The sequence below is a fragment of the Brevibacillus sp. HB2.2 genome, assembly GCF_013284275.1.
GTDB lineage: Bacteria > Bacillota > Bacilli > Brevibacillales > Brevibacillaceae > Brevibacillus > Brevibacillus brevis_D.
Map to the genome: position 1 here is coordinate 38,957 of NZ_JABSUV010000016.1, position 26,339 is coordinate 65,295.

The following is a 26,339-nucleotide window of genomic DNA, read 5'->3' on the forward strand; positions in this document are numbered from 1 at the left end:
TGAATATAATTTACAATGATTATTATTTAATAAATGATTCAGTAAGTCAAGTTTTTTATAATGATTATAATGTGATAATTTTTACAAGCCGTTTTCTCCATTATTTAGTATGATTCGAACGGCATTAGAGTATTCGTTTGCTGCATGAAAAATTGACGATTCATTCTTAGAAACCAGACGGAATGTTTTACGTATGAAATAAAGGGAGCATGGACAGCGGAATAAACATACAGGAGTGATGATATGCCTTCTCGAATTAGCGCACCACAGAAGAGCTTGTCCAAGGATGCGTTCAAGGTAGAGCTTATTACTGCGGGAATTACGGTTGTAATCGGGCTTGTAATTTTGGGCGTTCTTTATTATCTAGATAATCGTTTTCCCTGGAAGGAATGGATTGGATGGTGTTTGCACGGATTGCTCGTTATTGGTGTGATCGCGACGATCTGGTCTTTTGTCGAGCCGTATTTTTTATATAAAAGCTGGCGGTATGATATCGATGAAGATTTCCTGCAAATGAAATTCGGGGTGATCACAGAGAAACATTTCCTTGTTCCCATGACGAAAATTCAAGCAGTCTCAACGAAACAAGGACCAATTTTGCGAAAGTACGGGCTGTACACCATCTCGATTAAAACAATGGGCTCCTCACACGAAATTCCAGGGTTGCCGGGGGATGTCGCTTCTCAATTGAGAGAACAGATTGCACACTACGCCAAATTAAAGGAAGTGGAGTAGTGATGGAAGCAAAACGATACTATCCACTAACGATCCTTTTTGATCTCATCATCCAAGCTAAGCATCTGTTTTTTCCTGCGTTGATTCTGTTTGTGTTCAACCATGACTCGACAAACGCATTCATTACATACGGGAGAATTGTTCTTTACATCTATGTAGGAGGGATGCTGGCCTATCTGCTTATGAAATGGGTTTCGTATAAGTATAGGCTGGATGATACGGCTTTCCATCTTTACGAAGGGATTCTTACGAAGAAAAAGCAAACGATCCCCTTTAGCAAAATCCAAAACATCAATCGACATACGACGTTGCTGCACCGGATTTTTAAAGTGACTTCTATCCGGTTTGAGACAGGGATGGTTGGCGATGATTCTAGAGTGGAATTCGCGGTGATTTCTGTAAACGAAGCAGATCGACTGGAGGCCTACACGAAACAGGCAGTGCGATTAGAGAAAGAGCCTGAGGCTGAAGGGAAAGCAGGAGATTCCACGGAGGAAATCGGTACGCCGTATATCACTCCTGAGCGAGTCATACACTTTACACCAACGAAAAAAGAGATTATCAAGGCTTCCTTCACTTCTCTAAGCTTCCTCGGGATGATTACGCTACTGATATGGGCGTACTTCAAACTCACCGAATATATCGACGTGGAGGAGCAAGTAGTAGGTATTTATTCGCTGATTATGAGCTCGTGGATATGGATCACGCTGACAGCCGTTGGACTACTCGTCCTGTCCATCGTATTCGGCATGGTTACGACTTATATTCGTTACGGAAAATACGAGATTTCTTCGGATCACGACCGGATTTACATTGCCAAAGGAGTCATTGAAGAAACGACTTTTTCGATCGCAAAAGAGAGAGTGCAAGCGATTAAAATCAAACAATCCTTGCTAAAGCGCATGTTGGGTCTCGCCGAAGTCAAGCTGACGGTTGTTGGCGGGGATAGTGATTCGGATAAGGATAAACAGGATGTCAGCTCCCTCTATCCATTTCTACCAATAAAACGTGCGTATGAGATGATCGCAGAAATATTGCCTGCGTATGAAGTGACGGAAAAAATGACGAGTCTTCCCAGAAAATCGTTATGGGTTCGCTTGGTCAGATCGAGCTGGATTTGGCTTATAGGCACAGGTGCGCTTTTCTATTTCAAGCCGAATATTTGGGGGTGGGAGCAGGCCTGGTGGGTTATATCCATTGCGTTGGCACTGATCATCCTAGCCTTCGAAGTCATTGAATTCTACAACACGCGATACACCTTGAATGATCATTTTATTCAGTTCCAAACAGGGAGCCTAACTACGACCTTATATATATCCAAACGAGAAAAGATTATTGAGGTCAACGTCAAAAGAGGCCTCCTGCAAAAGCAGCTAGGGCTTGCTTCGATCAAAACAGTCAATCGTGCCAAACCAGTGAGTCATAAAGGGGTAACAGATGTGCCGATAGAGTTGGCGGAAGGATTTCATCAGTGGTATATGGGACGTAGAAAAGAAATCAAAGTAAAATAGAAGAGGGGACGTAGAAGGAAAAGGCGAATCTTTTCCCTCTACGTTCTTGTGCTTTCAAACAGCTCCAGCCACTCCCCATCCGGACCTTTGAAGAACATATAACGCGAGCCGTTCGGCAAGGTGGTTATTTCCTGATCGATAAAGGTTACATGTCGTTGCTTCAAACGGTCGATTTCAGCTTCGAGGTTGTCCACAGCAAACGCCAGGTGGTGGACTTTGCCCTCTACCGGAAGGGAATCGCTGTATCCATGAATGAGCTCCAGCTCTGTCTCAGTGCTTCCCGGAAATCCAAGAAAAGCAAGCGTAATATCTCCGTTGGAATGAGCGAGCTTTCCTTTTAGCTCCATCCCAATTACTTCGGTGTAAAAGGCAACTGAGGCGTTCAAGTCTTTTACCATCAAGCCCACATGCTCCAGCTTTTTGATCGCCATATCATTTTCATTCCTTTCCATGGGTATGATTTTTTTCTATTGTAGAAGAATTTGTAGGAAATGTCTGTATGCGAAACGGTCAGGATAGGTTTTCCATTGATAAACATGGCTATAATTGGGGTATGGTGCAAAATTTCGTCATCCCCGGGGTGGAGCATGGAATCTATTGTGGAAGTAATTGCGAGAGCACTGCTGGCTTTTGCCATCATGATGATCATTACTCGGATCTTGGGCAAGCAGACGATTGCGCAAATGACGTATCACGATTTTGTCGCGGCGATCACCTTGGGGGCGCTGACAGCAAATCTTGCCTTTAACAACATGGCCAAAATATCGCACATGCTCGTGACATTACTCACTTTTGGTGGTATCGCCTATTTGTTGATGATTCTCTCCCTGAAAAACCGGAAAATGCGAAAATGGTTTTCGGGCCAGCCGACGGTGGTCATCCAGGATGGAAGAATTCTCGAAGATAACATGCGTAAGCAAAAGCTGTCTTTGGATACGCTGAATCAAGAGCTGCGGGAAAGAAACATTTTTAATATCGAAGAAGTTCAATATGCTGTGCTGGAGTTGAATGGAGAGATATCCGTCCTGAGAAAACCGCAATTTTTACCTGTTACTCGCGGGGACTTGAAACTGAAAATGGGGAAGAGACAGATATTCCCGATTGAATTGATCATGGATGGTCAAATCATCCAGAGCAATTTACGCCAACATAGCTTAACCATCGAGTGGCTACTTTCACAGGTGGGCAAAAAAGGCTTGAGTGTCGAGGAAGTGAATTACGCCGTGATTAGCTCCAATGGACAAATTTATTTCGACCCGTATGAGGACCGTATGAGTAATCCGATCGACAAAGAATAAAGTGTCGCAAAAAAACCTCCGGGATGGAGGTTTTTTACTTGCTAGAGTATTGGCGGAGTGTCCCTGTTTGCTTCAAATGGTTATAAAATCTGTGCAAAATAGTGACAGCTTCGGCGCGAGTCAGCATTTCTCCACCCTCGAACTTGCCGTTCCATGCAGTCATGATCCCTGTTCTTTGCAAAAGGGCGAGGTTGGTTCCGAGGATTCCGCTGTAGTCATCCGTAAACAATATTTCATCGCCATCTTGGCCAAAGAGAAGCGGATACAGGATGTTCGTTTGGTCTCTCCCATCTTCGTTGTACCGACCATCCTCTTGGAAAAGGTTTCCAGGTGAGTTTGGGTCAAGCGAATACTGACTCAAGATGATGGGAATATCTCGCATGCCAGAAAGGATTTGTAAGACCTCTGCCGCTGGAATGTCTTGGTTTTCCAACATAAAGACGGGCAGGACGTTTGCCGCACCAATTCGATTTAGTTTCGTGTCTGGGAAAAAAAAGTAGCCATTGGACGAATATCGGACAGCGTTCCACCAGTCTCTTGTGACGATCGAGCTGATCTCTGTGTACGCCCAGTGACTTTTAGGCACGTCAGCAAATTTCTCGATGTGATAGTTGCTGTAATCTGTTTTTTTGTTAGCTTTGTACGGTCTGTATTGATCAAACAGGCGATAGATCATGACGGTCATTTCCGCTTTGTCTACCAATCTTTCGGGTTGGAAGCGACCGTCAGGATAACCGCTAACAACCCCCTTATCAACCATGAAGGAGATCGAATTCATGGCCCAGCCGTATTTCTTCGGATCGACATCATGAAATTTTGGTGCAGCATGTGTAACCGCAGGATAAATACCAGATAAACCCAGAATGAGTGCAAGGAATACAGTGATGACTTTCATATACGCTCCTCTTTTTTTAAATAGAATTGTAAGGATTATCCTTCTAGTATACTATTCGGCGTTGGAAAAGGAAGGTGTTCTGCAAGAACAGATGTGACGATATAGAGCGAGTCAAACTCGCCAGAAGAAGCCGCGATGATCAGCGGTTTAGAAGGAAACAGTTGCTTGTTTATTTCGCGGGAAGAAAGCCCTTGGCTATGCAAACGCAGGATTTCCCCAGACAGATTCTCCAAATGCTCCAGTTTTTGCTGCAAGCGTGTTTTCCCGTCTGGATGATAGCCGGAATGGGCGCAAAAGATTGTTTGGAAGTCACAAGCCAGCACGGTTCGAAGGGACTTCATCGAGGTGGGGATTGATTCATCTCGTAAAATAACCTTCGTTTTCACACCCATAAAAAGATCGCCGCAGAACAAGCGACCGTTCATTTCGTCCAGCAAAACTACATGATCATGGGCATGGCCGGGGGTATCAATCACTTTCCATTCGAGGGAACGAGAGTGATGGACGTCACCCAAAGGGTGGGCCACAAACGGATCGCGAATCCCCCAAGTCAACTGTCGGTAGAATGGGTACAGTGCTTTTTGGGAGCAAATGTTCACGCCTTTTTCATGAATGAAAAGAGGGACATGCTTGTGCTGGGCAATCCACGAGGTGGTACCGACAAGGTCTTCATGACTGTGCGTCAATACGACCGAATCAAACGAGGCTTCCAGAAGCCTGTGAATGAGAGCTTGCTCGAGTACTTTCGGGCCCGTATCAACCAGCATGCCATCGGTCATATAAACATAGATTGCCGATTCCCAATCCCCTACGCGAACAATCCCTTCCAGACATGCCACGTCTTCATGGTGATGAATGTGAATCATACCGCACACCTCCCATAGTAATGGCTTCATTATACTATTGAATGATTATTCAGTCATTTTCGTCTGCGATCCACACTCATCCTATATTCCTATATCGTGTATGATGAAAAGGGATGATTGCTCGTATGAGGTGAAAACATGAATGCATTGCCGATAAATGAAGTATTGCCCGAGCTGGTAAACACGCTGCGTGAAGAGACAAACGCAGTGTTGGTTGCTGCTCCGGGTGCGGGGAAGACGACGCGGGTACCACTGGCCTTGCGTGAAGAAGCTTGGTTACATAATCGCCGAATTGTGATGCTGGTCCCACGCCGACTGGCCGCACGTCAAGCCGCTGCCTACATGGCTACCTTGCTGGGGGAAGAAGTTGGACAAACAGTCGGATATCGGGTCAAGCGTGAATCAAGAGTAGGTCCAGGCACACGAATTGAAGTGATGACAGAAGGAATTTTAACGAGAATGCTACAGGATGATCCGGAGCTATCTGATGTTGGTCTTGTTATTTTCGATGAGTTCCATGAACGAAATTTGCACGCGGATTTAGGGCTGGCCCTTAGTCTTCAGGCACAAAGCTTGTTTCGAGAGGACCTGCGAATTCTCGTGATGTCCGCTACACTCGATGCAGAGCCCGTGTCAGCCTTGCTTGGGAATGCTCCCATTGTCAGTAGTAAAGGCAGGATGTTCCCGGTGGAGACGCGCTTTTTGACATCCCCGATGCAGGGGCGTCTGGAAGAAGCGATTGTCCAGATGATCCTCCAGGCGTTGAGACAAGAACAGGGAGATACGCTCGTCTTTTTACCGGGAGCCAAAGAGATTCACCGAGTGCAAGAGTTGCTTGAACAAAGCGGTGTGGGCACGAACATACGGATTGCGCCTCTTTACGGAAATTTGTCGCAGGAGGAACAAGATAAGGCGATCCAGCCTGGGAAAACAGGAGAACGCAAAATTGTTCTCGCTACCACGATTGCCGAGACAAGCTTGACTGTCGAGGGTGTGCGCATCGTGATTGATAGTGGATTAAAACGAGTCCCGCGCTTTTCTCCGCGAACAGGGATGACGAGACTGGAGACTGCAAAGGTATCGAGAGCATCTGCTGACCAACGCCGAGGAAGGGCTGGACGTCTTGCACCCGGGGTCTGCTTTCGACTGTGGACAGAGCAAGAAGATCGTATGCTCATACCACAGCAGGCACCTGAAATCATGGAAGCGGATCTGGCTGTGCTGGCATTGGAGCTGGCCTTGTGGGGAGTCGGGTCGTCGGACGAGCTGGATTGGCTGAATCCCCCGCCGAAGCCAGCGATGGCACAGGCTCAAGAGCTGCTGTTCCAACTGGGCGCATTAGATGAGCGGAAGCAGATCACAGCACATGGACGAGCGCTTGCTGGTATGGGTGTGCATCCGAGAGTGGGTCACATGATTCAGAAAGCGAATGATCTGGGGGAAGGTGAGCTGGCTTGCGAGCTTGCTGTTCTCTTGGAAGAACGAGATATTGTGAGGGGGCGCCAAGCGTCAACAGATGCGGATATGCGTACGCGTGTTGAACTACTTCGTCGGGTAGGAAATAAACAGAGTGGTGGAACAGAGCTCCCGATTGATGTAGGAGCATGCCAAAGACTTTGGAAGGAGGCAGCTCATTTCAAACGGGTATGGGCAAACAACCAGTCTGCTGGCACTTCCACTCGTACAGAAGCGACGGGAAGACTGCTGGCGTTTGCCTACCCGGACCGGATTGCCCAGCGAAGGGCGGATGGACGTTATTTGCTTCGCAATGGGCGTGGGGCGGCTTTTTCCGTGCAGCAACCACTGGCGGCTTCGCCGTATATTGTGGCAGCAGAACTCGATGATCAAGGTGCAGATAGTCGGATATTACTGGCGGCTAGCGTGGAAGAAAGCGAGCTGTTGAAGGATTGTGCGTTGCAGATTACGGAACGAATGAACGTATGGTGGGAGCATACAGCAGGGGCAGTTCGCAGCCGCAAGCAAAAGCGGTTGGGAGCGATCCTGTTGGCGGATATGCCTGCGGAGTCTTCTCCAGATGAGGTGTTAACAGCGTTTTTGGACGGAATAAAAGGAGAAGGCCTGGAGATTTTGCCGTGGAATCGGCAGGCGAGACAGTATAAGGAGCGCTTGATTTTTATGCATCGTTTGGAGGAAGGCTGGCCGAATGGGGAAGATGAGGCACTGCTTGCTTCCTTGGAGGAATGGCTCGCTCCCCATGTGTATGGTTTCAAAAGAAAGGAAGACCTACAGTCGCTGTCGGTGACGACGTTGCTAGAGAGTATGCTCTCATGGGAGCAGCGCAGACAGCTAGACGAGCACGCTCCGACTCATGTGATCGTCCCGAGCGGTTCCAAAATTCCTGTCGATTACAGCGATCCAGCGGCACCGGTGCTCTCCGTCCGGCTACAGGAGTTGTTTGGTTGGCAAGACTCCCCGAGAATAGGCAGAGGCAGAGTGCCACTGACATTGCACCTGCTTTCGCCAGCACATCGTCCGGTACAAGTGACACAGGACTTGGCGAGCTTTTGGGCGCATGCGTATTTTGAGGTGAAAAAAGATTTAAAGGGACGTTATCCCAAGCACTACTGGCCGGATGATCCGCTTGCGGCCATTCCGACAAACCGGACGCGTCCACGCATATAAATCGATTCGCTAGGTATATTCGGGCAGAGAGGAAGGGCTCCGTGTCAGGTGAAATTTCCCATTTTGCTAGTTCGATGTTCGTGAGTCACGTCAATTGTGAAACCTTCCTCGTGCCTGGGCACGTCAGGAAGATACCGTGAATCACGTACTACCCCCTCTATTTCTCTTGACTGCCTGTTTATCAGGCGGTCTTTTTTTTGTAAAAAAGGGTGCCGCAGTTGCAGCGCCCTTTCTTTCGTATAGGGTCAAGGCTTAAGCCTTATTTCCCCACTGCTCCCGATAAATCAACTGTTGCAGATCCTCGCGTTGTCTCCATTGGTGCAGCTCCAAGAGTGGACGTTCGGGATAATGATCTGTGTAGCCAATCGATAGCAATGCGACAGGATCGATATGCGGCGGTATGTTCAGGATACGACGCACGTCGGCCTTCTTGTAAAAACTGACCCAGCCCATCGCCAAATCTTCTGCGTAGGCAGCCAGCCACATGTTTTGGATTGCACAGCTGACCGACATAATATCTGTTTCCGGGATGGAATTGCGTCCGAGTACATGGTCTCCGCCACGTGTAGGATCACAAGTGACACAGATGGTGACAGGCGCTTCCTTGATCCCTTGAATTTTCAACTCCAAAAAGGTCGACTCTCGTCCTGTTCCTTCGTAGTGGATGGCAAGCGCCCGGCGTTCTTTATCCGCACATTCTGCCAGAGCTTGCTTGGTTGCGTCATCTTCCACCAGGACAAAATTCCAAGGCTGCATGAATCCGACAGAAGGAGCATGGTGGGCAGCGGCCAAGATCATGGCGAGCTTATCCGGGGAGACAGGGTCTTGGCGAAAGGTACGAATATCGCGACGATTGCTGATGGCTTTATACAAACCGTTTTTTTCTTCCGTACTTAAGCGTTTCATGAGAAAAACCTCCCTATTTGCATTCACGTCTCTTTATTTTACTTACAAAGTATGCTTCCTTCCAGACATCTGCTTGACATATTCATGTCCTACGCTAAAGAGAGGATGAGTCCGAGCAGAGGGGAGAGTACGAGCATGCATAATATCTTAATCGTGGAAGACGAACTACCCATCTCTCGGGTATTGAAGGCGTACTTGGAAAAAAATAACTTTCGGGTTGAACAGGCATTTAACGGCGAGGAAGCAGAACGGAAGTTTGATTCACACAGTCCTGCGCTCGTTTTGCTGGATGTGATGCTGCCTGGACGAAGCGGATGGAGTATTCTCGAATATATTCGGGCGAAAAGCTCGTGTCCTGTCATCATGCTGACAGCGTTGGGACAAATCGATAACAAGCTGGCGGGCTTGAACAAAGGCGCCGATGACTATATCACCAAGCCCTTTATTGCCGACGAAGTGGTCGCTCGCGTACATGCAGTATTACGTCGCTCGAAACAATTGATAGAAGGCAATCATGTGAAGCAGTTTGGCAGTCTGAAAGTCGACTTCAAGGCATATTCTGTGATGCTGCACGGCATTGAACTTGCGTTTACGCCAAAGGACTTGTGCCTGTTTCTATTTTTGGCCCAGTACAAAAACCAGACGTTCACCAGAGAACAGCTCATCGAGCAGGTGTGGGGGATGGATTACGAAGGAAGTGATCGCGCAGTAGACCTCGCGATCAAGCGCATCCGGCGATCTTTGGAGAATTGGCCGACATCCGAAGGGGAAATCCGTACTTATCGTGGCTTGGGCTACAAGCTGTGCGTATATGAGTGAGAAAAAACGCACCTCTTTGTTTCGCTATTGGACGACGCGATACTTGATCATTTTGTGTATCGGCCTTTTCGTGATCGGGATTGCATCCAGCTACTGGATTTCTTATAGCGAGACTCAAAAACGCCTTGATTTTATGAGACTGATGGCAGCAGAAGTAGCGGATCGGGTCGTTGATATGGAAGGCAAGGTTAAAATGGCTCCGTTCTTGTTTCGTATTGTGGACAGTCGCCAGGAGTCACTCGGAGTCAATTACAAACCAATGATGATGATCCTGGATGAGCACAAACAACCAGTATTTGGCGTACCCGGTCCTTTTTCTGGTGAACTGAAGCGCCTCGCGCCTGATCTGGTGGAGGCGGATGACAGCCTGACACAGTTTGAGCTTGCGCGGGGAGACGAAGTGCTTTTCGTGAAGGAAAGCATTAAGGTTGATGAGAGAGTGGTCGGATGGGTCATGCTGTTCACCCCACAAAAACAGCTGATACGCAGTATGACCGAATTCCAGTTGCTTGTGTTCATGCTTCTAGGTCTCGGTTTGCTAGGCTGGCTCGTCATTTATTTGCTGACGAAAAAGCTGTCTCAGCCGATTAAGGATGTGGCAGACGCTGCCAAACAAATCGTAATGGGAAACTACGAGATTCAATTGGATAAAAACAAGCGCGAACAAGAAGTGTATGAACTGATCCATTCCTTTGAAGAAATGGCAGAGCGATTGAAGCAGCTGGAGATGATGCGTACCGAATTGTTGGCAGGGGTAACCCACGAACTCAAAACACCTATTACGTCCATCAGTGGGCTGGTGCAAGCCGTGAGGGAAGAGATTGTGAGCGGTGAGGAAGCCAAGGAGTTTTTGGATATTTGCACGAAGGAAACGACACGTCTGATAAAGATGGTAGAGGATTTGCTCGATTTTAACTCTTTTGCAGTCGGTGATATTCGCATTCGCAGGCAACCTCAAAACATGCAGGAGCTGATCCGGGAAATTACGCATCAATGGAGAATTTTGCAAGAAGAAGAGAAGCTCAGCCTGCATATCGAAAGTACCTCTGATCCGATCATGATAGATACCGACCCGCTGCGTGTACAGCAAATCATGTACAATCTCCTAAACAATGCAGCACAAGCGATGGAATCGGAGGGGCGGATCGTCGTGTCACTATCTGCATCAGCAGAGGAGATTCGCATTGACGTAAAGGACAATGGATGCGGGATACCAATAGAAGAACAGTCTTTAATTTTCGAGCGATTCTACCGAGGCGAGGACAAGAAGCACATCGTCCGTGGGCTGGGGCTTGGTTTGTCTTTTAGCAGAATGATTGCCCAAGCGTTAGGAGGTATGTTGATTCTGACGGAGAGTACGGCGTCAGGCAGCACCTTCACGTTGATTTTGCGCAAATAATTCATGCATGATGATCATAAAACGACCTGGTTATCTGGTCGTTTTTTTTGTGTTTTCATCTGACTTTTCCCTGACGTATTCGTTCCGTATAGTGGTCGCAACCATAAAGACAAGTCTTCAATCAAGCAGACAGTAGGAGGACTGAGCGTGACTCACAAGGAGAAAAAGAGAGAGTTGTTTTCGAAGGCAGGAAGCAACAAGAAAAGATGGATCGTTGGGGCTTTGGCTGTCGGGGCCGTGATTGTTTCAGGCGGTATCTTCAGCTATCAGTCGTTTTTTACCGCACAATCGGCGCAGGCCGCTTTTCAAGTGGAGACGGTAAAAAGGGGAGACATCTCAGAAGTCGTGCAGGCATCAGGCACTGTCCAGGCTTCCAAACGCTCGTCTCTCTCGTTTGCAGATGCAGAAGAAGCCAAGGATGCGATTTCTACTATTCAGGTAGGCGTTGGTGATGCGGTAAAGGCAGGGCAAGTTCTGGCGACGATGGACGATTCCGTAGCGAGAATCCAGGTGACGAATGCGGAAGCAAATCTTTTATCGGCGCAAGCCAAGCTAGAGGAGGCACAAAAGCGCAAGAGTCCCGCAGAAATCACTTCTTTGCAAGCCGCCGTCAATCAGACCAAGAACGAATGGGAGCTCGCAAAGCAAAACATTGACGGGAAAAAAGCGGCAAATGACGTAGAGAAGGCAAAGGCAAGCCTGGCGAGTGCCCAGAAGACGTACACTTCCCAGCAAACCTTGTTCGCGGCAGGTGCGATTGCCAAGAGTGAATTCGACAGTGCCCAGGCCTCGTTGGACCAAGCCCAGCGCGATTACAACTCAGCCGTATTGACAGCCGGACAGACGACAGGGTTGGCAGGTGTGAAGGTAGAGCAAGCACTGGCTGCGTATCAAACAGCGCAAGAAGCGTTACAGGAGGCGAATGAAGGCCCAGATGCTGCCACAGTGTTATCGGCCAAAGCAGCGGTAGAACAGGCAAAAGCGGGGCTGCAACAGGCACAAAAGGCATGGAGGGCAGTCACCTTGAAAGCGCCGATGGATGGAGTGATCGTCCAGGTAAACGGCAATGTAGGCGAAATACCCGGCAATGATTTCATTATCATGGATAATTCGAATAGCGGAGATTTAGAGGTAGTGGCACAAATTAGCCAGAGTGATATCGGAAAAGTGCAGGAAGGCTTGCCTGTGACGTTTACGACGAGTTCTTATGCGGACGAGACGTTTCGTGGAAAAGTAAAGCTGATCTATCCAGAAGCGAAAACGGACGCTGGAGTCACCACTTACGATGTGCTTTTGTCTGTGGCAAATCAGGATAACAAATTGAAGATCGGGATGACGATGAACGTCGCGATCGAACGAGGAACCCATAAAAATGTACTCGTGGTACCTGCGCAAGCGCTGCAAACGCAAAATGGCAAGGATGGCGTGTATGTGCTACGGGATGCTACTGCACAACAAGCTGAAGAAGGAGCGGAAGGGAATCAGGCAGAGGCGAAGCAAGCGAATAACCGCAGTGGAGGCAAAGTGGGCAGAGACAATATGCCGTATCGATTTGTTCCGATTAAAATGGGGTACTTCACTGCCGATCAGGTAGAGGTGACGGAGGGGCTTGTCGAAGGAGAGCGTGTCGTCATCCTCATGAATGCACAGACCTCGTCTGGAACGAGTCAAAATGGAAATCGAATGGGCGGCGGTATGCCAGGATTCGGCGGAATGGGCGGCGTCCAGATAAGGGGACGGTAGGCAGATGAAACCGGTCATTCAAATAGAAGAGCTGAGAAAACAGTACGTCATCGGGGACCAGGAGATTTATGCGCTCAGGGGTGTCAGCTTGTCGATTGAGGAAGGGGATTTCGTGGCAATCATGGGGCCGTCTGGTTCAGGCAAGTCTTCGATGATGAATGTGATTGGCTGCCTGGATAAGCCTACCTCGGGAGAATTTTTTTTAGACGGCTATCCTGTATCACTAGCACATGATGATGAATTAGCAGTCATCCGCAATCAGAAAATCGGATTTGTTTTTCAAAATTTCAACCTGTTGCCACGTACGACCGCAGTTGAAAATGTAGAGCTGCCCCTTTTATATGGAGGCGCGCCTGCACGGGAACGAAGAGAAAAAGCCATCCGGGCATTAACGAGTGTCGGACTGGCAGAGCGATTGAACAACAAGCCCAATGAGCTGTCAGGTGGACAACAGCAACGGGTGTCGATCGCGCGAGCTCTCGTCAATGATCCCGTCATTCTGCTGGCAGATGAGCCGACAGGAGCGCTTGACACAAAGACGAGTGAAGAGATCATGGGTATTTTTCAAAAGCTGAACGATGCGGGCAAAACGGTTATTTTGGTGACACATGAACCTGATATTGCGGAGTATGCCAAGAGGATCGTCCGGTTTCGTGATGGGCAAATCATCGCGGATGAAGTGGTGGAGGATCGCAGGAGGGCGTCGATGGAGGGTAGAGCAGATGAGCTTTCTTGAATGTGTACGCATTTCCTTTCGCAGCATCAGGGCAAATGGCTTGCGCTCCGTTCTCACGATGCTGGGAATTATCATCGGTGTGGCTGCTGTTATTGCGATGGTGGCGATCGGCGAAGGGACTTCCACGTCTGTTGCGTCGCAGATCAATGGTTTAGGGAGCAACCTGTTGATTGTCACACCTGGTCAGGCGACACAAGGCAGGGTAAGCCTTGGGGCTGGCTCTTTGAATACGTTGACGATGGCAGATGCAGAAACCCTGATGCAAAAAGAGTCCATTTCGGGTGTGGCTCCCAGCGTCAATGCACGGGGGCAGATTGTCTGGGGAAGCAATAACTATTCCAGTATGCTCGAGGGGACGTCAGCCGATTTCCCCCAGGTGAGAAATGTAGAGGTGGGACAAGGGCGCTTCTTTAGCAACTTTGAAGTGAAGATGCAATACAACGTGGCTGTAGTGGGGACAGAGGTGGTTAGCAACCTGTTTAAAGGAGCAAATCCAGTAGGGCAAACCGTTCAGATCAACCGGATTCCGTTTACGATCATCGGCGTATTGCAGAGCCAGGGAAGCTCAGGCATGACAAACAACGATGATCGGATCATCATTCCGATTACCACTGCGATGAACAGGTTGACCGGAGGCAAAAACGTGGGCTCGATCTACGTCTCGGCAGCGTCGTCGGACTTGATGGAGAAGGCGCAACAAGATATTCAGCAAGCCCTTCGTGCCAATCACAAACTACGGCCACAAGCTGCCGATGATTTCCGCATCACGTCCCAGTCAGACATTTTAAGTACAGCACAGTCCGTATCCAGCTCGATGACCGCGCTTTTATCTGGTATTGCCGCGATCTCGCTGATTGTTGGCGGGATCGGCGTGATGAACATCATGCTTGTATCTGTCACGGAGCGGACAAGGGAGATCGGAATTCGCAAGGCGATTGGAGCCAAGCGGGGTGATATTCTCCGCCAGTTTTTGATCGAAGCCGTTACGCTTAGTCTGATTGGCGGGGTAATTGGCATTGCCTTAGGGGTTGGGGCTGCGTTTTTGGTTAGCAAGCTCGGTCAGATGGCAACCTCGATTAGTCTGTCGCCGATCATGTATGCGTTTTTGAGCTCTACATTGGTTGGTGTCATTTTCGGTGTGTATCCGGCGCGAAAAGCAGCACAGCTCAAACCCATTGACGCACTACGGTATGAGTGAGTGTGTAATTTTACCAATCCGGGGCATACTAGCCGTGAGAGGTGTTGGGGCTGATGGAAAAAAGCGTTCAATTTTCCGTACCATGGCGAGAAGCGACACGCATTGTGCAAAGGATCAAAACAAGCAAATTGCGTTATTTTGTCAGACAACAAGAGGGCAAGACCAGTGTTGCGTTCGTCTTTCCTCGAGTTAGCGTCAGCCAATATGTCTATTTGTATATCATTTTTGGACCAAGAGCTGCTGATGTGCTCAATAACGATAGCAAATAGAATGATCCCTGATGGCCTTAAGCAGGCGTCAGGGGTTTGTAATAATTCACAGGAAAACAAAACCTGACACTTTTCGATAGGACTGTTTCATAGTACAATTCGAATATGAACGAACTTGGGGAAGTTCGGGATGGCGGCACCCAATCTGTGCAGAAGGGCCGCCTCTTTTTTTTACTCATAGGATATAATAGGTACAATTACCTGAATGTACAGCTGGAATGAGTGAGTAGTGGGATATAAAATAAGCTTATTCACGTGAATATAACGTACTACTCTCTCCCAAGAATTGATCTTGGGGCTTTTTTTTGTTCAAAATGCATCAAAAAAAGCCGTTTCTCATGACGGCTCTGTTATCGATAGGGTAGGTTGAAAGCTTCCTTTTAGCAAGGCATCAATCAGTTGCTCCTGTGTGAGTGAAATCGTAATGCCCATCCCAGGCAGATCGACAGAAAAAACATTCTCCAGGTACAAATACCAGAGGTGGCCTGTCGGCTCGATGGAATAGACGTGTATATTTTTCTGGGAATGCTGGCCAGCCTTTTGGATTTCCCGCAAAGCTGTAAACAGTTCTCCCCAAATAGGCAGATAGGGCTTCGTTCGGTGCTGCACAATCGCTTGGATCAGTTGGTTTTTCGTGAGAGAAATAGCATCCATGGTTGGGTGGTTCAACGAAAGCATGACCGTTATACTCCTTTTGCATGGCATGGGGCATTAGTCTTTCGTGATGGCGATTTCTGTCGAAGTTATGAATAAGTGTAAAATAGTTAACGGCTCGATGCAAGAGAAGAGAAGGTAGAGATGAGCATTTGGATATTTGACGGTTGCTCTTGATTTGGATAGCATAGGAAAAGCGGTTTTGACAAATGGAAATAGCGAGAAGCGGGAGATGAGATTGTGGCAAAAAAACACCGGTTGATTATTGAGTTTTGCGGTGGATTTGGTCAAGGGCTGGCCTTGCTGTATGCTTTGCGGTCGCCTGATGTTCAAGTGGCAGGAATCATTTGCAGTGACACGCAGTCAAGTTTGGCTAGCAAGCTGATTGATTTTGCACAGCCAGGCTATGAAATTCCAATTGTTACAGGTGCCAAGCAGCCCCTTTTCTCAGGAACGATAGAGACGACCACCTCGGAAGGGGTACGGCTCCTTGCAGAAGCGAAGCAGGATGAGGAAAGTGACTTGACGCTCGTGACGTTTGATCGTTTGACAACGCTAGCTTTGGCTGTCACGCGTGATCCACTGTTGGCGCGTAAATTTACGAGAATCGTTGTGCAGGGTGGAGCGATACGCGTACCAGGAGACGTAACGACTATTGCCGAAACAAACATGTATCGTGATCCAGAAGCAGCTGCGCTCGTTTTGTCAGCCCGCTTGCCACTTGTGCTTGTTCCATTAGATACAACCAGCTCGTTTCGTTTGAAGGAAGAGCAAGTACATACGCTGGGGAGTCTCGCACAAGCAGTTGGCCTGATCGATAGAACGACGATGTCTGACGTGCCATTCGCCGTTTCTGGTGGTGCGCTCCATGCATGGGTAGCGATGCTCGCGGCTCTCTCGCCTGATAAGATACGGACGGAGCAGATGAAGCTCTCAGTCGAGTGCAAAAGCGAATTATCACGCGGTGCCATTTTAGCGGATTTACGGGCAAAACCGAGTGTAGGAACCGATACGGTCGTATGTGTTGAGGTTGAGATGGCAGAGGCAGAGCGCTTTTTGCAAACCGTTTTGGATCAGGGAGGGGTATAAGCGCATGGAAAAAATCATTTTGGATGTAGATACCGGGATTGATGATGCGATGGCGATTGCTTATGCCGTTCACTCGCCTGCGCTTGAAGTGTGTGGAATTACCACGACTTTTGGCAATATCACGGTGGAGGAAGCAACACGCAATACCTTACAGGTGCTCGAGCTGCTGGGTGCGCCTGAGATTCCTGTCTATCAGGGGGCATCGAAGCCGATTGTTCGCGACCTTACTGGAAAAGCAAGGCTGTTCCACGGTGAAAACGGGCTAGGCAATGTCGTCCTTCCAGATCCATCGACAAAGGCTCAGCCACAGAGTGCCACACAATTTCTCATCTCTACGATAAAGGAAAATCCTCACGAAGTGACACTCGTGACCGTCGGGAGCATGGCCAATTTGGCGCGGGCGATTATGGCTGCTCCAGAAATCGTATCCCTTGTCAAACGCGTGGTCGTGATGGGAGGAGCTGTAACAGTGCCGGGGAATCGCACGCCAGTAGCGGAGGCGAATATTTGCGCCGATCCGGAAGCCGCAGCGTACATCTTCCAGTCTGGTATTCCTGTGACGCTCGTAGGCCTGGATGTGACGATGCAAACGCTGCTTACCCGCGAACACTTGCAGGAATGGAGGGCGAAGGATACACGCTTAAGTCATTTTTTCGCGGATATGTGTGAGGTGTACATGGATGCCTACGCAACAGTGGGCAATTTGCGCGGCTGCGGTCTGCATGATCCGTTGGCTGTCGGTGTCGTCATTGATCCAACGTTTGTGAAGTCAGTCCCGATGCATGTTGCGGTAGATACATCCGGGGGAGCCAGTGATGCCCGTACGATTGGAGACAGACGGGAACATCCAGCGCAGCCGCCGAATGTGGACGTATGCCTGGAGGTTGAGCATGAACGTTTTGTCAGCCATTTTTTACAAAATGTTTTAGGTGAGTAAGGAGGAAGTCATTATGTTAAAAGAGTTTAAAGAGTTTGCGTTAAAAGGAAATGTGATGGATCTCGCTGTCGGGGTCGTGATCGGTGGGGCTTTCGGGAAAATTGTAACCTCGCTTGTTAATGACATCATTACTCCCCTGATCGGATTGCTTCTGGGCAAGGTGGATTTCTCCGGCTTGTTCATCAATTTGAGCGGAGTTCCTTATAAGACATTCGCCGAAGCAAAAGCAGCACATGCTGCGACGCTGAACTACGGGTTGTTCCTCAATTCTGTGATTGATTTTGTCATTATTGCCTTTTCTATTTTTATCGTCATCAAGCAGCTCAACCGTTTCAAACGCAAGCAAGAAGTGGAGCAAGCGCCTGTAACGACCAAAGAGTGCCCGCATTGCATCTCCGCGATTCCGATCAAGGCTACGCGCTGCCCGAACTGCACCTCTATGCTGGAGACAAAAGGAACGGCATTGGCACACGAATAAGACATATTCAGGAATCAGACAAACAGAGGAGGGCGATTATGCCTTCCTCCGTTTTCGTTTCACGCGGTTTTTATACTGATAGTGAAGTCTTTTAATCGTATGATAATAGGTCTTGTCTTTGAGCTTGGCAAACAGCCCGTGGGATGGAAAGTCGTAATTGACCTCAATAATGGAGAGGTTTCCAGCTTTATCAATAGCAAAATCGACGCCGATTTGCGCACTGTGCCGATATTTATTAAAGTGGGCACATACACGGTGACTGACTTGGATCAACAAAGAGACGATCCCTTTTATCTTGTCGGGTGTGACAGCTCCAGACTTTTTCAAGGCATGCGGGACAGTGACGGCATATCCGCCGCCGCGAGCGACATTGGTAATAATACTGTCGGCACCGGCTACCTTGGCTAGCATGCCGGCATATTGCCATTTGCCCAAGCCATTGCGCATCATCATGACGCGAATATCAAAGGGACGAGCGTCGATTTCAGCTAAATCCAGCCCTTTTTGTATGACATAATTTTTTTCTGTGCACTGCGCGGCAAGCTGCTGCTTCAAGTCAGCTAAAGAGTTTGCTTGCACAGGCTCTCCGCGCTCCTTCACAAATTGATAGTTCCCACGATCTGTTTTCCAGACACGAATAATGCCTTTCCCCATATGGGTTCTCGTCGGTTTGATATAGACGGTAGAATACTTCGCTAAATACGAGTCCAAGCTTGCGGGCTGATATAAAGCAGTAGGCGGCAGGTAAGGACGAATGTAAGGACTTTTTGAAAAGAACTGATGAAGGCTCCACTTGGAGGAGGAGATCACATCATGCACCTCACTTTACGAAAAATCCATTCGTCCCAGCATATGCAGAAGTGTTCGCGACCGTTTTTATTTTGACAAGGGACGTTTTTCAAAAAATGCCAAGGACGTAAGAAGGAGTTAAAGGATTGTGGGGGAATATATGTTCTAATCATAGGAGAAGGATGGCGAAAATCATGCGGCAATTCCGTCCGGTGCAACCTCCGACTCTGCAACGAGCGAGCGCCCAACATGCCTATCATTATCAAGAGTACATGCCCAGCAAATGTCTGGTGAACGAGATCGCCTGCTACTGGACCTCAGAGTACGACGGTAAAGGGATAGCACCTGCAAGCCGAGTCATACCCGATGGATGCGTCGATATCATTTTCAATCTCGGTGCCACTTCCTATCAGAAGGGGGCATTTCTAACGGGATTGATGAGGACGTATGAGGTAATCCCATTGACTGAACCACAATCCATGATTGGCATCCGATTTTACGCGGAGGGAGCAGCTCGCTTTTTGCGCTACCCCGTCGCTATAATCAACGGACATCATCCCAATCTGGAAGACATCTGGGGTAAAGAGGCGGATGAGGTGACAGAAGCCTTGCTCGAAGCTTCCAATACGGCGGAGCGGATCGCTTTGTTGGAGCGGGAGCTAATCAAACGATTGTGGATGGATGATCCAGCAGACCCGTTGCTATTGACCAGCATGAACTATTTATATGAATACAGAGGAAATCTTTCCATGGCAGCACTCGCCGAGAAAGTGAATTATAGCGAGAGAACCTTGCGCAGGACGTTTCAACAACAATTGGGTATGAGCCCGAAGGAACTGGGCCGAATCATTCAATTTCAAGGACTGTTGCAAATGCTGGCGAAGGGAATACGCACTTCGTTTACGGATGCAGCCCTCCAGAGTGGCTATTATGATCAGTCGCATTTGATCAAGAGCTTTCACACTTTTTACGGTGTAGCTCCAAGTAAAATGATCTCGCCAGATCGTGCGAATCGATAGTCTTTAAAGGTTGTCCGTTTTTTACAATCTTCTTTTGCTGAGCCCCGTTATCTTAAAGAAAGGATGGTGAATTCATGTGAACGAACAAACATTAGATGCATACTGTCGGAAGCAGCCCGGTGTCACCCATGACTATCAGATGGATTGGGAATGCGATCGCTACCATGTCGGAGGCAAAATTTTTGCCATGATTGGAGGCGATTCCAAAGGTGTTCGCATCCTCACCTTGAAATGCGATCCGATGCGCGCAGAGGAATTGCGCGAGACCTACGAAGGGATCGTACCTGGCTATCACATGAACAAGTCCCATTGGAATTCTGTCTACCTGGACGCTGATATTCCCGAAGGCTTATGGGAAAGGATGATCGAGCATGCGTACGAAACGGTGCTCCAAAAACTACCCAAGCGCGTCCAGCAAGAAATCATGAGCGAATAGGAGTGAATGATGTGGGAATCAAGCTTGATATGGTAGGGATTGTCGTACAGGATATGAAAAAAGCGTTGGATTTCTATCGGGTACTCGGTTTCGATATTCCTGAGGGAGCAAATGAAGAGCCGCATATGGAGGTAGCGCAGGACGGTGTTCGTCTGGCCTTTGATACAATAGAAGTTGCCAAGGGTGTGTATGGAGGATGGGAAGCACCTGTCGGGCATCGGATTGAGCTGGCATTTTTGTGTGAGAATGCGGAGGCGCTTGATGCGTTGTATACGAAAATCATTTCCCATGGCTACGAGAGTCACCGTGAGCCGTGGGATGCGTTCTGGGGCCAGCCATATGCCATTGTGAAAGACCCGGATGGGAACTTGATCAGTTTGTTTGCGTAATACGATCCTTACATAAGAAGACAAGCCGAGCCTTTGTGAAAGAGGTTCGGCTTGTTTGTGTTTGGAGACGGAATCAGTGGCTCTTAATCATGAAATGAAATTTACTTATGATTGGTTGAATTGTGTAATTTTACTTCATATAATAAGGGTGATAATGGGAGCGAATTTTCAGTCAATGGACAGGAAGAATCAGGGAAGCCATTCAGCAGTTGGACTAAGACTTTGGGAAAGGGTGGAGAGATTCCATGTTGCCAGCATCCATTCGCGAAGAGCTGTGTGCCATCGTCGGAGCGAAAAACTGTCTCGACAAACAGGAAGCATTAGTAGCCTATTCGTATGACGCGACGCCGATGCAGCAAGCATTACCGGATGTGGTCGTCATGCCGAAGAGCACAGCCGAAATCCAACAGGTCATGCGAGTCGCTGCACGACATCACATCCCGATCGTGACGCGTGGCGCAGGCTCCAATCTATGCGGAGGCACGATACCAGTCGGTGGCGGAATTGTTTTGGTGTTGAGCCGGATGAAACAGATCGTAGAGATTGACGAGCAAAATTTGACGATTACCGTGCAGCCGGGGGTTCGAACAGTCGACATCCATCAGGCGGTAGAGGCACTCGGTTTGTTTTATCCACCAGATCCAGGCAGCATGGTCATCTCCACGATTGGTGGGAATATTGCGCTCAATTCGGGTGGACTGCGCGGGTTGAAGTACGGAACCACCAAGGATTACGTGCTGGGGCTTGAGGCTGTGTTGCCGAACGGAGAGATCATCCGTACCGGAGGCAAGCTGATGAAGGATGTAGCGGGCTATGATCTGACCAAGCTTTTGGTTGGTAGCGAGGGTACATTGGCGATCATTACCGAGGCTATTCTCAAGCTGATTCCGAAGCCACAGACACAGCGAGTTATGCTCGCGATGTTCGCAGATATGGCACAGGCGGCGAGGTCTGTTTCCGATATTATTGCCAACCGTATTATTCCTGGAACGCTGGAATTTCTCGACCAGGGTACGATCCGTGTTGTCGAGGATTTCAAACAGATCGGGCTTCCAACAGATGTGGCGGCGATCCTCCTGATCGGTCAGGACGGAGAGCCACAGACGGTTGATCGAGATATGGAGCAGATCGCTGCTATTTGCAAGAAGAATGCAGCCGTGCAAATCAAGGTAGCGACGACAGCGGAGGAAGCTGATGAGGTGATGACTGCCAGACGCAGTGCGCTCGCCGCATTGTCCCGGATGCGTCCAACGACCATATTGGAGGACGCAACCGTTCCTCGTGCCGCGATTGCGCCCATGGTCGCCGCGATCCAAGAGATTACAGAGCGTTACGGGCTGCATATTTGCACCTTTGGTCATGCAGGTGACGGCAATTTGCATCCGACCTGCATGACAGACGCTCGCAACACGGAAGAGATCGAGCGTGTCGAGCATGCCTTCGAGGAAATTTTCGCGGCGGCAATGGATTTGGGCGGTACGATTACGGGAGAGCATGGCGTAGGGATCGTCAAGGCACCGTATTTGGAGTGGAAAGTAGGGGCCGCAGGTATGGAGATCATGAAAGGCATCAAGCACGCTTTCGATCCTCACAATCTCCTGAACCCTGACAAAATGTTTGCGAAACAGTCCCGGAACAGAGTGGTGGTCCAGCGTGCTTAAAGAAGCCTTGGTAAAGAAGCTCGATTACGATGAACTGTCCAACTGTATGCGCTGTGGCTTCTGTCAGCCAGCCTGTCCGACCTTTCGGGAAACTGGCTATGAGGCGGCTTCTCCACGTGGTCGCATCGCCTTGATGAAAGCCGTAGCAGACAGTGTCATGGAGCCGGACAAAGATTTCGTCGATCAAATGAATCTGTGTCTAGGCTGCCGGGCATGTGAGCCGGTATGTCCAGCAGGTGTGCCGTACGGTCAGCTGATCGAGCAGACGCGAGAAGCGATCGAAGAGGCGCAGGAGCATCCATGGTGGGTCAAAGCCGTCCGCAAGCTCGCGTTTTTCCACCTGTTTCCTCATCAGAAGCGCATGTACCAGCTCGGCGGACTCCTGCGCTTCTATCAGCGCTCAGGTGTGCAAAAAGCCGTTCGCAAGCTGGGGGTGCTGTCCATCCTGCCAAAGCAAATGCGGGAAATGGAAGCGATTATGCCAGAAGCAAGCAGTAAAGGCATTGTGGACTACTTTGGCGGCACTGTCATTCCGGCCGTTGGAGAGCGCAAGTATCGTGTCGGGATGTTTCACGGCTGCATCATGGATGTCCTGTTCAATGAGACGAATCGCAACACCGTTCGGCTTTTGAGTGAGGCAGGCTGTGAGGTCATTATCGCTCCAGACCAGGTTTGCTGCGGCGCTCTCCATGCACATAGCGGTGAACGTGAACAGGCTCGCCATCTGGCGCGAAAAAATGTAGCTGCTTTTCACAAGGCTGACGTGGATTTCATTGTATCCAATGCAGGTGGTTGCGGGGCGATGCTTCTAGAATACGACCACTTGCTGGCAAAAGATGCCGAGTGGCAGGAGAAAGCACAATGGTTCGCTTCACGAGTAAAGGATATTAGCGAGGTACTTACACGCCTCGTTGAGCCAAAAGAATGGCAGTCATTGCCACAACGAATCACCTATCAATCCTCCTGTCACCTGCGCAACGGGATGAAGGTGACCAAAGAGCCAGTGAGCCTCTTGCAAGCCATTCCGGGTGCTACATACGTACAGCTACGCGAAGGAGATCGCTGCTGCGGTTCTGCGGGTATTTACAATCTGGTGCAGCCTGAGATGGCCGGGAGTCTTTTAGACGAAAAAATGGGGCATGTAGCGGCTACCCAAGCAGACGTTCTTGTGACCTCGAATCCGGGCTGTCTGTTGCAAATGAAAGCAGGCATTCAGCGAGCAGGACTAGAAGGAAAGATGGAAGCCGTGCACATCGTCGATTTATTAGCACGTGTGAAGCAGGAACAAAAGCCCTTGTCGCCCCCTGAGTGAGTGGGGATGACAAAGGCTTTTTCTGCTTAAGAGGGGCTAACTGTTTTGTCCTTTTTCCTGATCGAAGATATCCAATGCAGCCTGAACAGCGCGCCCAGCGTGTACACGGGCTCCATGCCGAATGAGAACGGCTTCCAACGCCCCTAGTACATGCAAAATGTTTTTCTTCCGGCAGCTGTAGCCCATTGTGCCAATCCGCCAGATTGTTCCTTTTAGCGGCCCAAAGGAACTGGCAATTTCAATATGAAAATCTTCGAGCAGCATAGCACGGACTGACTCTCCGTTGAGCCCGTCAGGAATTTTAATACAGGTCACGACGGGAAGCTTGCAAGCCGGATCGCCATAGAGCTGCAATCCCATCGCCAACACACCAGCGACCAAGGCTTGTTCATGCAAGCGATGTCTGGCAAATCTCGCCTCCAGACCTTCCGTGAGGGCGATGCGCACTCCTTCGCGCAAGGCGTACAGCATCGTTGTCGCCTCCGTATGGTGGTTCAGCCGTGCGGGTCCCCAGTAATCCATGAGCTGGCTCAAGTCAAAATAGTTGCTACGGATCGTTCGGGTTTGAGCAGATTTCAGAGCAGAGGGATCAGCGAGTCCACGCTCAATCTTTTTCCGTTGGAGCAAGAGTGCTTCTATACGAGAATTAAACGTGATCGGAGCCATTCCAGATGGGACCGACAAGCATTTTTGTGTGCCGCCAATACAGGCGTCGATATACCAATCGTCTACCTTCACTTCTGTCCCGCCGATCGAAGCGACAGCATCAACGACAAACAGCACATCCATCCGGCGGCAAGCTTCTCCGATTTCTTTCAAGGGCTGAACACAGCCAGTGGATGTTTCGCCGTGAACCATTGCTACGATTTTGGGCTGAACTCGCTCGATTTCGGCAATGACGTCCTGCGGTTCAAAGACACTTCCCCAGCGCGTTTCCATCGTTATCACATCTGCGCCGTACCTTTCCGCAATCTCCGTGAGCAAGTGCCCGAATCGTCCATAAATGGGTATAAGCACCCGATCTCCTGGTTCAATTATGCTACACAAAACGGCCTCGATGCCCGCCCGGGAAGTTCCATCTATAGGGAATGCCCAATGATTGGATGTCTGAAACAATTTCCGAAGCATTTCCATTGTTTCGTTCATGATGTCTGTGAATTCTGGATCGAATTGTCCCAAAATGGGTGACCCCATCACGCGGAGAACACTAGGCTCGGCCTCGACTGGCCCTGGCGTCATGATTGTCCGTTGTGAGGTGGTCAGTTCTTTATATGCACACATAAGCTCTCCCCCAGATCTTTCTATATCAACGGCCGCTTTTCCGATTCCATTACCGGAAAAACGGCGGTAGCACTACCTATACTTTTGTGCCCATTAAAAATCGATTTTGAAATTCAAGAATCCAGCTTTTCTCAGCGCCTCGTAGATAATGACGAGCGCTGGACCAAGTATCAGCCCGAAAAATCCCAGCACCTGAAATCCGAGGAACATGCTGACAAGAGCGGCCAGGGCGCTTATTCCCAGATTAGATGCGAGTATCTTTGGTTCAATAATGCGGCGGACGACCGTAATCACGAGGAAGATGACGATCAGGCCGATTGCCAAAGAAGAGTTACCCATCAAGAAGGTGTAAATGGCCCATGGGACGAGGAACGAGCCTGTGCCTAAGATGGGGAGAATATCGACGAAAACGATCATGAGCGAAATGACGGCTGCATACTTGACCTGCAAAATGAGCAATCCCAATAAGGACAGCGCGAAAGTCATCAGACTCAAGATGATTTGGGCACGTAAAAAACCAAGGGTGGCACGGTTCAATTGAGAGATAACCACCTCGACCTTTTCACGAGCAGATACGGTGAACATTCTCATGAACCCAGCACGCAACTTCGGCAAATCGAGACTGATCAAAAACAAGGCAACCAAGTAAATAATCGTGGAGATCAAAAAGCCCGGAATGATGGCTGCCACACCGAGAATCCCTTTGGCAACCGTAGAGGCTGAAGTAAGTGCCCAGCTTTTCAGCCCAGCGAAGACACTCTGGATTTCCGATACGGTTTCAGCAGGTAACGACGCATAGTAAGTTTCCCAGCTCATCAAATAGGACTCGACCAACTCAAAAATATGCTGTGAATAAGCCGGTAATCGCTGAGCCAAATCTATTCCCTGAATCACAATCTGCGTACCGATCCAGTACAGTACAATCCCAAAAGAAATGAGAAACAGGAAAAAGGCTGTGATTACCGCACTCATCCGATTCATTCGTAGTCTTTTGATAAGAAACAAGACGAGCGGCTCAACCAGAATTGCAGTTAACAGTGCTAGCAAAAAGGGGACGGAGTAAGGCAAAAGAAACAACCCGACTGCTAGAACTAGTAGCAGGATGATCATTTTCCGAATCGTCATGACTGCGCTCCATTCTGAGTGAAAAGTCGCTGAAAATTGATTCCCTTATTTTATCATTTTTCCAGAAATGAATACAATGAGCCCAATCATATCGCGAAATTGATAGAAAATATCAGAAAAAACAAAGAAATGAAAAGAATACAAAAAAGGG

26 protein-coding genes are annotated in these 26,339 nt (G+C 48.9%); 18 read left to right on the forward strand and 8 right to left on the reverse strand.

Annotation, left to right across the window (positions count from 1 at the left end):
• The first annotated feature begins 243 nt into the window (after window positions 1–243).
• Window positions 244–735 carry a PH domain-containing protein gene (locus HP401_RS13655; protein WP_173605372.1) on the forward strand — a complete coding sequence of 164 codons (492 nt, stop codon included), beginning with the start codon at window positions 244–246 and terminating at the stop codon, window positions 733–735.
• Entirely contained in the window at window positions 735–2,246 is a 1,512-nt protein-coding gene (locus HP401_RS13660) for a PH domain-containing protein (RefSeq protein ID WP_173605373.1), read from the forward strand. Before HP401_RS13655 ends, HP401_RS13660 begins: the two co-directional genes overlap by 1 nt.
• Window positions 2,247–2,284: 38 nt before the next feature.
• Here the strand turns inward: HP401_RS13660 and HP401_RS13665 are convergent, their stop codons facing one another.
• On the reverse strand, window positions 2,285–2,677 hold the full coding sequence (locus HP401_RS13665; protein ID WP_173605374.1) for a VOC family protein: 393 nt from the start codon (window positions 2,675–2,677) through the stop codon (window positions 2,285–2,287).
• 156 nt (window positions 2,678–2,833) lie between these two features.
• Here HP401_RS13665 and HP401_RS13670 point away from each other — a divergent pair, with 156 nt between their 5' ends.
• On the forward strand, window positions 2,834–3,544 hold the full coding sequence (locus tag HP401_RS13670) for a DUF421 domain-containing protein (protein WP_064201249.1): 711 nt from the start codon (window positions 2,834–2,836) through the stop codon (window positions 3,542–3,544).
• 34 nt (window positions 3,545–3,578) lie between these two features.
• Here HP401_RS13670 and HP401_RS13675 read toward each other — a convergent pair whose 3' ends face one another.
• On the reverse strand, window positions 3,579–4,439 hold the full coding sequence (locus tag HP401_RS13675) for an S-layer homology domain-containing protein (protein WP_173605375.1): 861 nt from the start codon (window positions 4,437–4,439) through the stop codon (window positions 3,579–3,581).
• A gap of 35 nt (window positions 4,440–4,474) precedes the next feature.
• Complete coding sequence (locus tag HP401_RS13680; RefSeq protein ID WP_173605376.1) at window positions 4,475–5,305, reverse strand: MBL fold metallo-hydrolase; 831 nt, start codon at window positions 5,303–5,305, stop codon at window positions 4,475–4,477.
• Between the two features lie 138 nt (window positions 5,306–5,443).
• Between HP401_RS13680 and hrpB the strand changes: the two genes are divergently transcribed.
• A complete protein-coding gene (gene hrpB / locus HP401_RS13685; RefSeq protein WP_173605377.1) occupies window positions 5,444–7,948 on the forward strand; it encodes an ATP-dependent helicase HrpB in 2,505 nt (834 codons plus the stop codon).
• Window positions 7,949–8,200: 252 nt separating this feature from the next.
• Here hrpB and bluB read toward each other — a convergent pair whose 3' ends face one another.
• A complete protein-coding gene (gene bluB / locus HP401_RS13690) occupies window positions 8,201–8,854 on the reverse strand; it encodes a 5,6-dimethylbenzimidazole synthase (protein WP_173605378.1) in 654 nt (217 codons plus the stop codon).
• A 135-nt stretch (window positions 8,855–8,989) separates the two neighbouring features.
• Between bluB and HP401_RS13695 the strand changes: the two genes are divergently transcribed.
• The 6 genes from HP401_RS13695 (at window position 8,990) to HP401_RS13720 (ending at window position 15,018) form a co-directional block, all read left to right on the forward strand.
• Window positions 8,990–9,673, forward strand: coding sequence for a response regulator transcription factor (locus HP401_RS13695; RefSeq protein ID WP_064201245.1), 684 nt, complete (start codon window positions 8,990–8,992; stop codon window positions 9,671–9,673).
• On the forward strand, window positions 9,639–11,072 hold the full coding sequence (locus HP401_RS13700; protein ID WP_173605379.1) for a HAMP domain-containing sensor histidine kinase: 1,434 nt from the start codon (window positions 9,639–9,641) through the stop codon (window positions 11,070–11,072). Before HP401_RS13695 ends, HP401_RS13700 begins: the two co-directional genes overlap by 35 nt.
• Window positions 11,073–11,219: 147 nt before the next feature.
• Window positions 11,220–12,815: an efflux RND transporter periplasmic adaptor subunit gene (locus HP401_RS13705; protein ID WP_173605380.1), complete on the forward strand. Its 1,596-nt coding sequence runs from the start codon at window positions 11,220–11,222 to the stop codon at window positions 12,813–12,815.
• A gap of 4 nt (window positions 12,816–12,819) precedes the next feature.
• The gene (locus tag HP401_RS13710) at window positions 12,820–13,551 is read left to right on the forward strand and encodes an ABC transporter ATP-binding protein (RefSeq protein ID WP_016741035.1); all 732 of its coding nucleotides are present in this window, start codon (window positions 12,820–12,822) and stop codon (window positions 13,549–13,551) included.
• Entirely contained in the window at window positions 13,538–14,749 is a 1,212-nt protein-coding gene (locus tag HP401_RS13715) for an ABC transporter permease (RefSeq protein WP_173605381.1), read from the forward strand. Before HP401_RS13710 ends, HP401_RS13715 begins: the two co-directional genes overlap by 14 nt.
• A gap of 53 nt (window positions 14,750–14,802) precedes the next feature.
• Complete coding sequence (locus tag HP401_RS13720; protein WP_012685235.1) at window positions 14,803–15,018, forward strand: hypothetical protein; 216 nt, start codon at window positions 14,803–14,805, stop codon at window positions 15,016–15,018.
• A 336-nt stretch (window positions 15,019–15,354) separates the two neighbouring features.
• Here the strand turns inward: HP401_RS13720 and HP401_RS13725 are convergent, their stop codons facing one another.
• Window positions 15,355–15,696, reverse strand: coding sequence for a hypothetical protein (locus HP401_RS13725; protein WP_173605382.1), 342 nt, complete (start codon window positions 15,694–15,696; stop codon window positions 15,355–15,357).
• Between the two features lie 216 nt (window positions 15,697–15,912).
• Between HP401_RS13725 and HP401_RS13730 the strand changes: the two genes are divergently transcribed.
• From HP401_RS13730 to mscL, 3 genes are read left to right on the forward strand one after another with little or no spacing between them, the layout of a single operon-like run.
• Window positions 15,913–16,761, forward strand: coding sequence for a nucleoside hydrolase (locus tag HP401_RS13730; RefSeq protein ID WP_173605383.1), 849 nt, complete (start codon window positions 15,913–15,915; stop codon window positions 16,759–16,761).
• A 4-nt stretch (window positions 16,762–16,765) separates the two neighbouring features.
• The gene (locus HP401_RS13735) at window positions 16,766–17,698 is read left to right on the forward strand and encodes a nucleoside hydrolase (RefSeq protein ID WP_173605384.1); all 933 of its coding nucleotides are present in this window, start codon (window positions 16,766–16,768) and stop codon (window positions 17,696–17,698) included.
• Between the two features lie 13 nt (window positions 17,699–17,711).
• Window positions 17,712–18,176 carry a large conductance mechanosensitive channel protein MscL gene (mscL, locus tag HP401_RS13740; protein WP_064201238.1) on the forward strand — a complete coding sequence of 155 codons (465 nt, stop codon included), beginning with the start codon at window positions 17,712–17,714 and terminating at the stop codon, window positions 18,174–18,176.
• A gap of 36 nt (window positions 18,177–18,212) precedes the next feature.
• Here the strand turns inward: mscL and HP401_RS13745 are convergent, their stop codons facing one another.
• Window positions 18,213–18,995, reverse strand: a complete 783-nt coding sequence (locus HP401_RS13745) for a YheC/YheD family protein (protein WP_309145126.1) — start codon at window positions 18,993–18,995, stop codon at window positions 18,213–18,215.
• Window positions 18,996–19,147: 152 nt separating this feature from the next.
• On the opposite strand from HP401_RS13745, the gene HP401_RS13750 reads away from it, so the two are divergent.
• From HP401_RS13750 to HP401_RS13770, 5 genes are all read left to right on the forward strand, one after another.
• On the forward strand, window positions 19,148–19,984 hold the full coding sequence (locus HP401_RS13750; RefSeq protein WP_173605386.1) for an AraC family transcriptional regulator: 837 nt from the start codon (window positions 19,148–19,150) through the stop codon (window positions 19,982–19,984).
• A 76-nt stretch (window positions 19,985–20,060) separates the two neighbouring features.
• Window positions 20,061–20,420 (forward strand): MmcQ/YjbR family DNA-binding protein, encoded by a 360-nt coding sequence (locus HP401_RS13755; protein WP_173605387.1) that lies wholly within the window; start codon window positions 20,061–20,063, stop codon window positions 20,418–20,420.
• Window positions 20,421–20,431: 11 nt separating this feature from the next.
• Window positions 20,432–20,809, forward strand: a complete 378-nt coding sequence (locus tag HP401_RS13760; protein ID WP_173605388.1) for a VOC family protein — start codon at window positions 20,432–20,434, stop codon at window positions 20,807–20,809.
• A 245-nt stretch (window positions 20,810–21,054) separates the two neighbouring features.
• Window positions 21,055–22,470 (forward strand): FAD-binding oxidoreductase, encoded by a 1,416-nt coding sequence (locus tag HP401_RS13765; protein WP_173605389.1) that lies wholly within the window; start codon window positions 21,055–21,057, stop codon window positions 22,468–22,470.
• Entirely contained in the window at window positions 22,463–23,782 is a 1,320-nt protein-coding gene (locus HP401_RS13770; protein ID WP_173605390.1) for a (Fe-S)-binding protein, read from the forward strand. Before HP401_RS13765 ends, HP401_RS13770 begins: the two co-directional genes overlap by 8 nt.
• A gap of 36 nt (window positions 23,783–23,818) precedes the next feature.
• On the opposite strand, the gene HP401_RS13775 is transcribed toward HP401_RS13770, so the two are convergent.
• Entirely contained in the window at window positions 23,819–25,063 is a 1,245-nt protein-coding gene (locus HP401_RS13775; protein WP_173605391.1) for a pyridoxal-phosphate-dependent aminotransferase family protein, read from the reverse strand.
• Between the two features lie 93 nt (window positions 25,064–25,156).
• A complete protein-coding gene (gene ytvI, locus HP401_RS13780; protein WP_173605392.1) occupies window positions 25,157–26,188 on the reverse strand; it encodes a sporulation integral membrane protein YtvI in 1,032 nt (343 codons plus the stop codon).
• Window positions 26,189–26,339: the final 151 nt, after the last annotated feature.

Excerpts from the sequence above, each read along its gene's own strand:
- HP401_RS13655 (WP_173605372.1), top strand. The coding sequence starts at position 244 with ATGCCTTCTCGAATTAGCGCACCACAGAAGAGCTTGTCCAAGGATGCG.
- HP401_RS13665 (WP_173605374.1), bottom strand. The coding sequence starts at position 2,677 with ATGGCGATCAAAAAGCTGGAGCATGTGGGCTTGATGGTAAAAGACTTG.
- HP401_RS13670 (WP_064201249.1), top strand. The coding sequence starts at position 2,834 with ATGGAATCTATTGTGGAAGTAATTGCGAGAGCACTGCTGGCTTTTGCC.
- HP401_RS13675 (WP_173605375.1), bottom strand. The coding sequence starts at position 4,439 with ATGAAAGTCATCACTGTATTCCTTGCACTCATTCTGGGTTTATCTGGT.
- HP401_RS13680 (WP_173605376.1), bottom strand. The coding sequence starts at position 5,305 with ATGATTCACATTCATCACCATGAAGACGTGGCATGTCTGGAAGGGATT.
- hrpB (WP_173605377.1), top strand. The coding sequence starts at position 5,444 with ATGAATGCATTGCCGATAAATGAAGTATTGCCCGAGCTGGTAAACACG.
- bluB (WP_173605378.1), bottom strand. The coding sequence starts at position 8,854 with ATGAAACGCTTAAGTACGGAAGAAAAAAACGGTTTGTATAAAGCCATC.
- HP401_RS13695 (WP_064201245.1), top strand. The coding sequence starts at position 8,990 with ATGCATAATATCTTAATCGTGGAAGACGAACTACCCATCTCTCGGGTA.
- HP401_RS13710 (WP_016741035.1), top strand. The coding sequence starts at position 12,820 with ATGAAACCGGTCATTCAAATAGAAGAGCTGAGAAAACAGTACGTCATC.
- HP401_RS13715 (WP_173605381.1), top strand. The coding sequence starts at position 13,538 with ATGAGCTTTCTTGAATGTGTACGCATTTCCTTTCGCAGCATCAGGGCA.
- HP401_RS13720 (WP_012685235.1), top strand. The coding sequence starts at position 14,803 with ATGGAAAAAAGCGTTCAATTTTCCGTACCATGGCGAGAAGCGACACGC.
- HP401_RS13725 (WP_173605382.1), bottom strand. The coding sequence starts at position 15,696 with ATGCTTTCGTTGAACCACCCAACCATGGATGCTATTTCTCTCACGAAA.
- HP401_RS13735 (WP_173605384.1), top strand. The coding sequence starts at position 16,766 with ATGGAAAAAATCATTTTGGATGTAGATACCGGGATTGATGATGCGATG.
- mscL (WP_064201238.1), top strand. The coding sequence starts at position 17,712 with ATGTTAAAAGAGTTTAAAGAGTTTGCGTTAAAAGGAAATGTGATGGAT.
- HP401_RS13750 (WP_173605386.1), top strand. The coding sequence starts at position 19,148 with ATGGCGAAAATCATGCGGCAATTCCGTCCGGTGCAACCTCCGACTCTG.
- HP401_RS13765 (WP_173605389.1), top strand. The coding sequence starts at position 21,055 with ATGTTGCCAGCATCCATTCGCGAAGAGCTGTGTGCCATCGTCGGAGCG.
- HP401_RS13775 (WP_173605391.1), bottom strand. The coding sequence starts at position 25,063 with ATGTGTGCATATAAAGAACTGACCACCTCACAACGGACAATCATGACG.
- ytvI (WP_173605392.1), bottom strand. The coding sequence starts at position 26,188 with ATGACGATTCGGAAAATGATCATCCTGCTACTAGTTCTAGCAGTCGGG.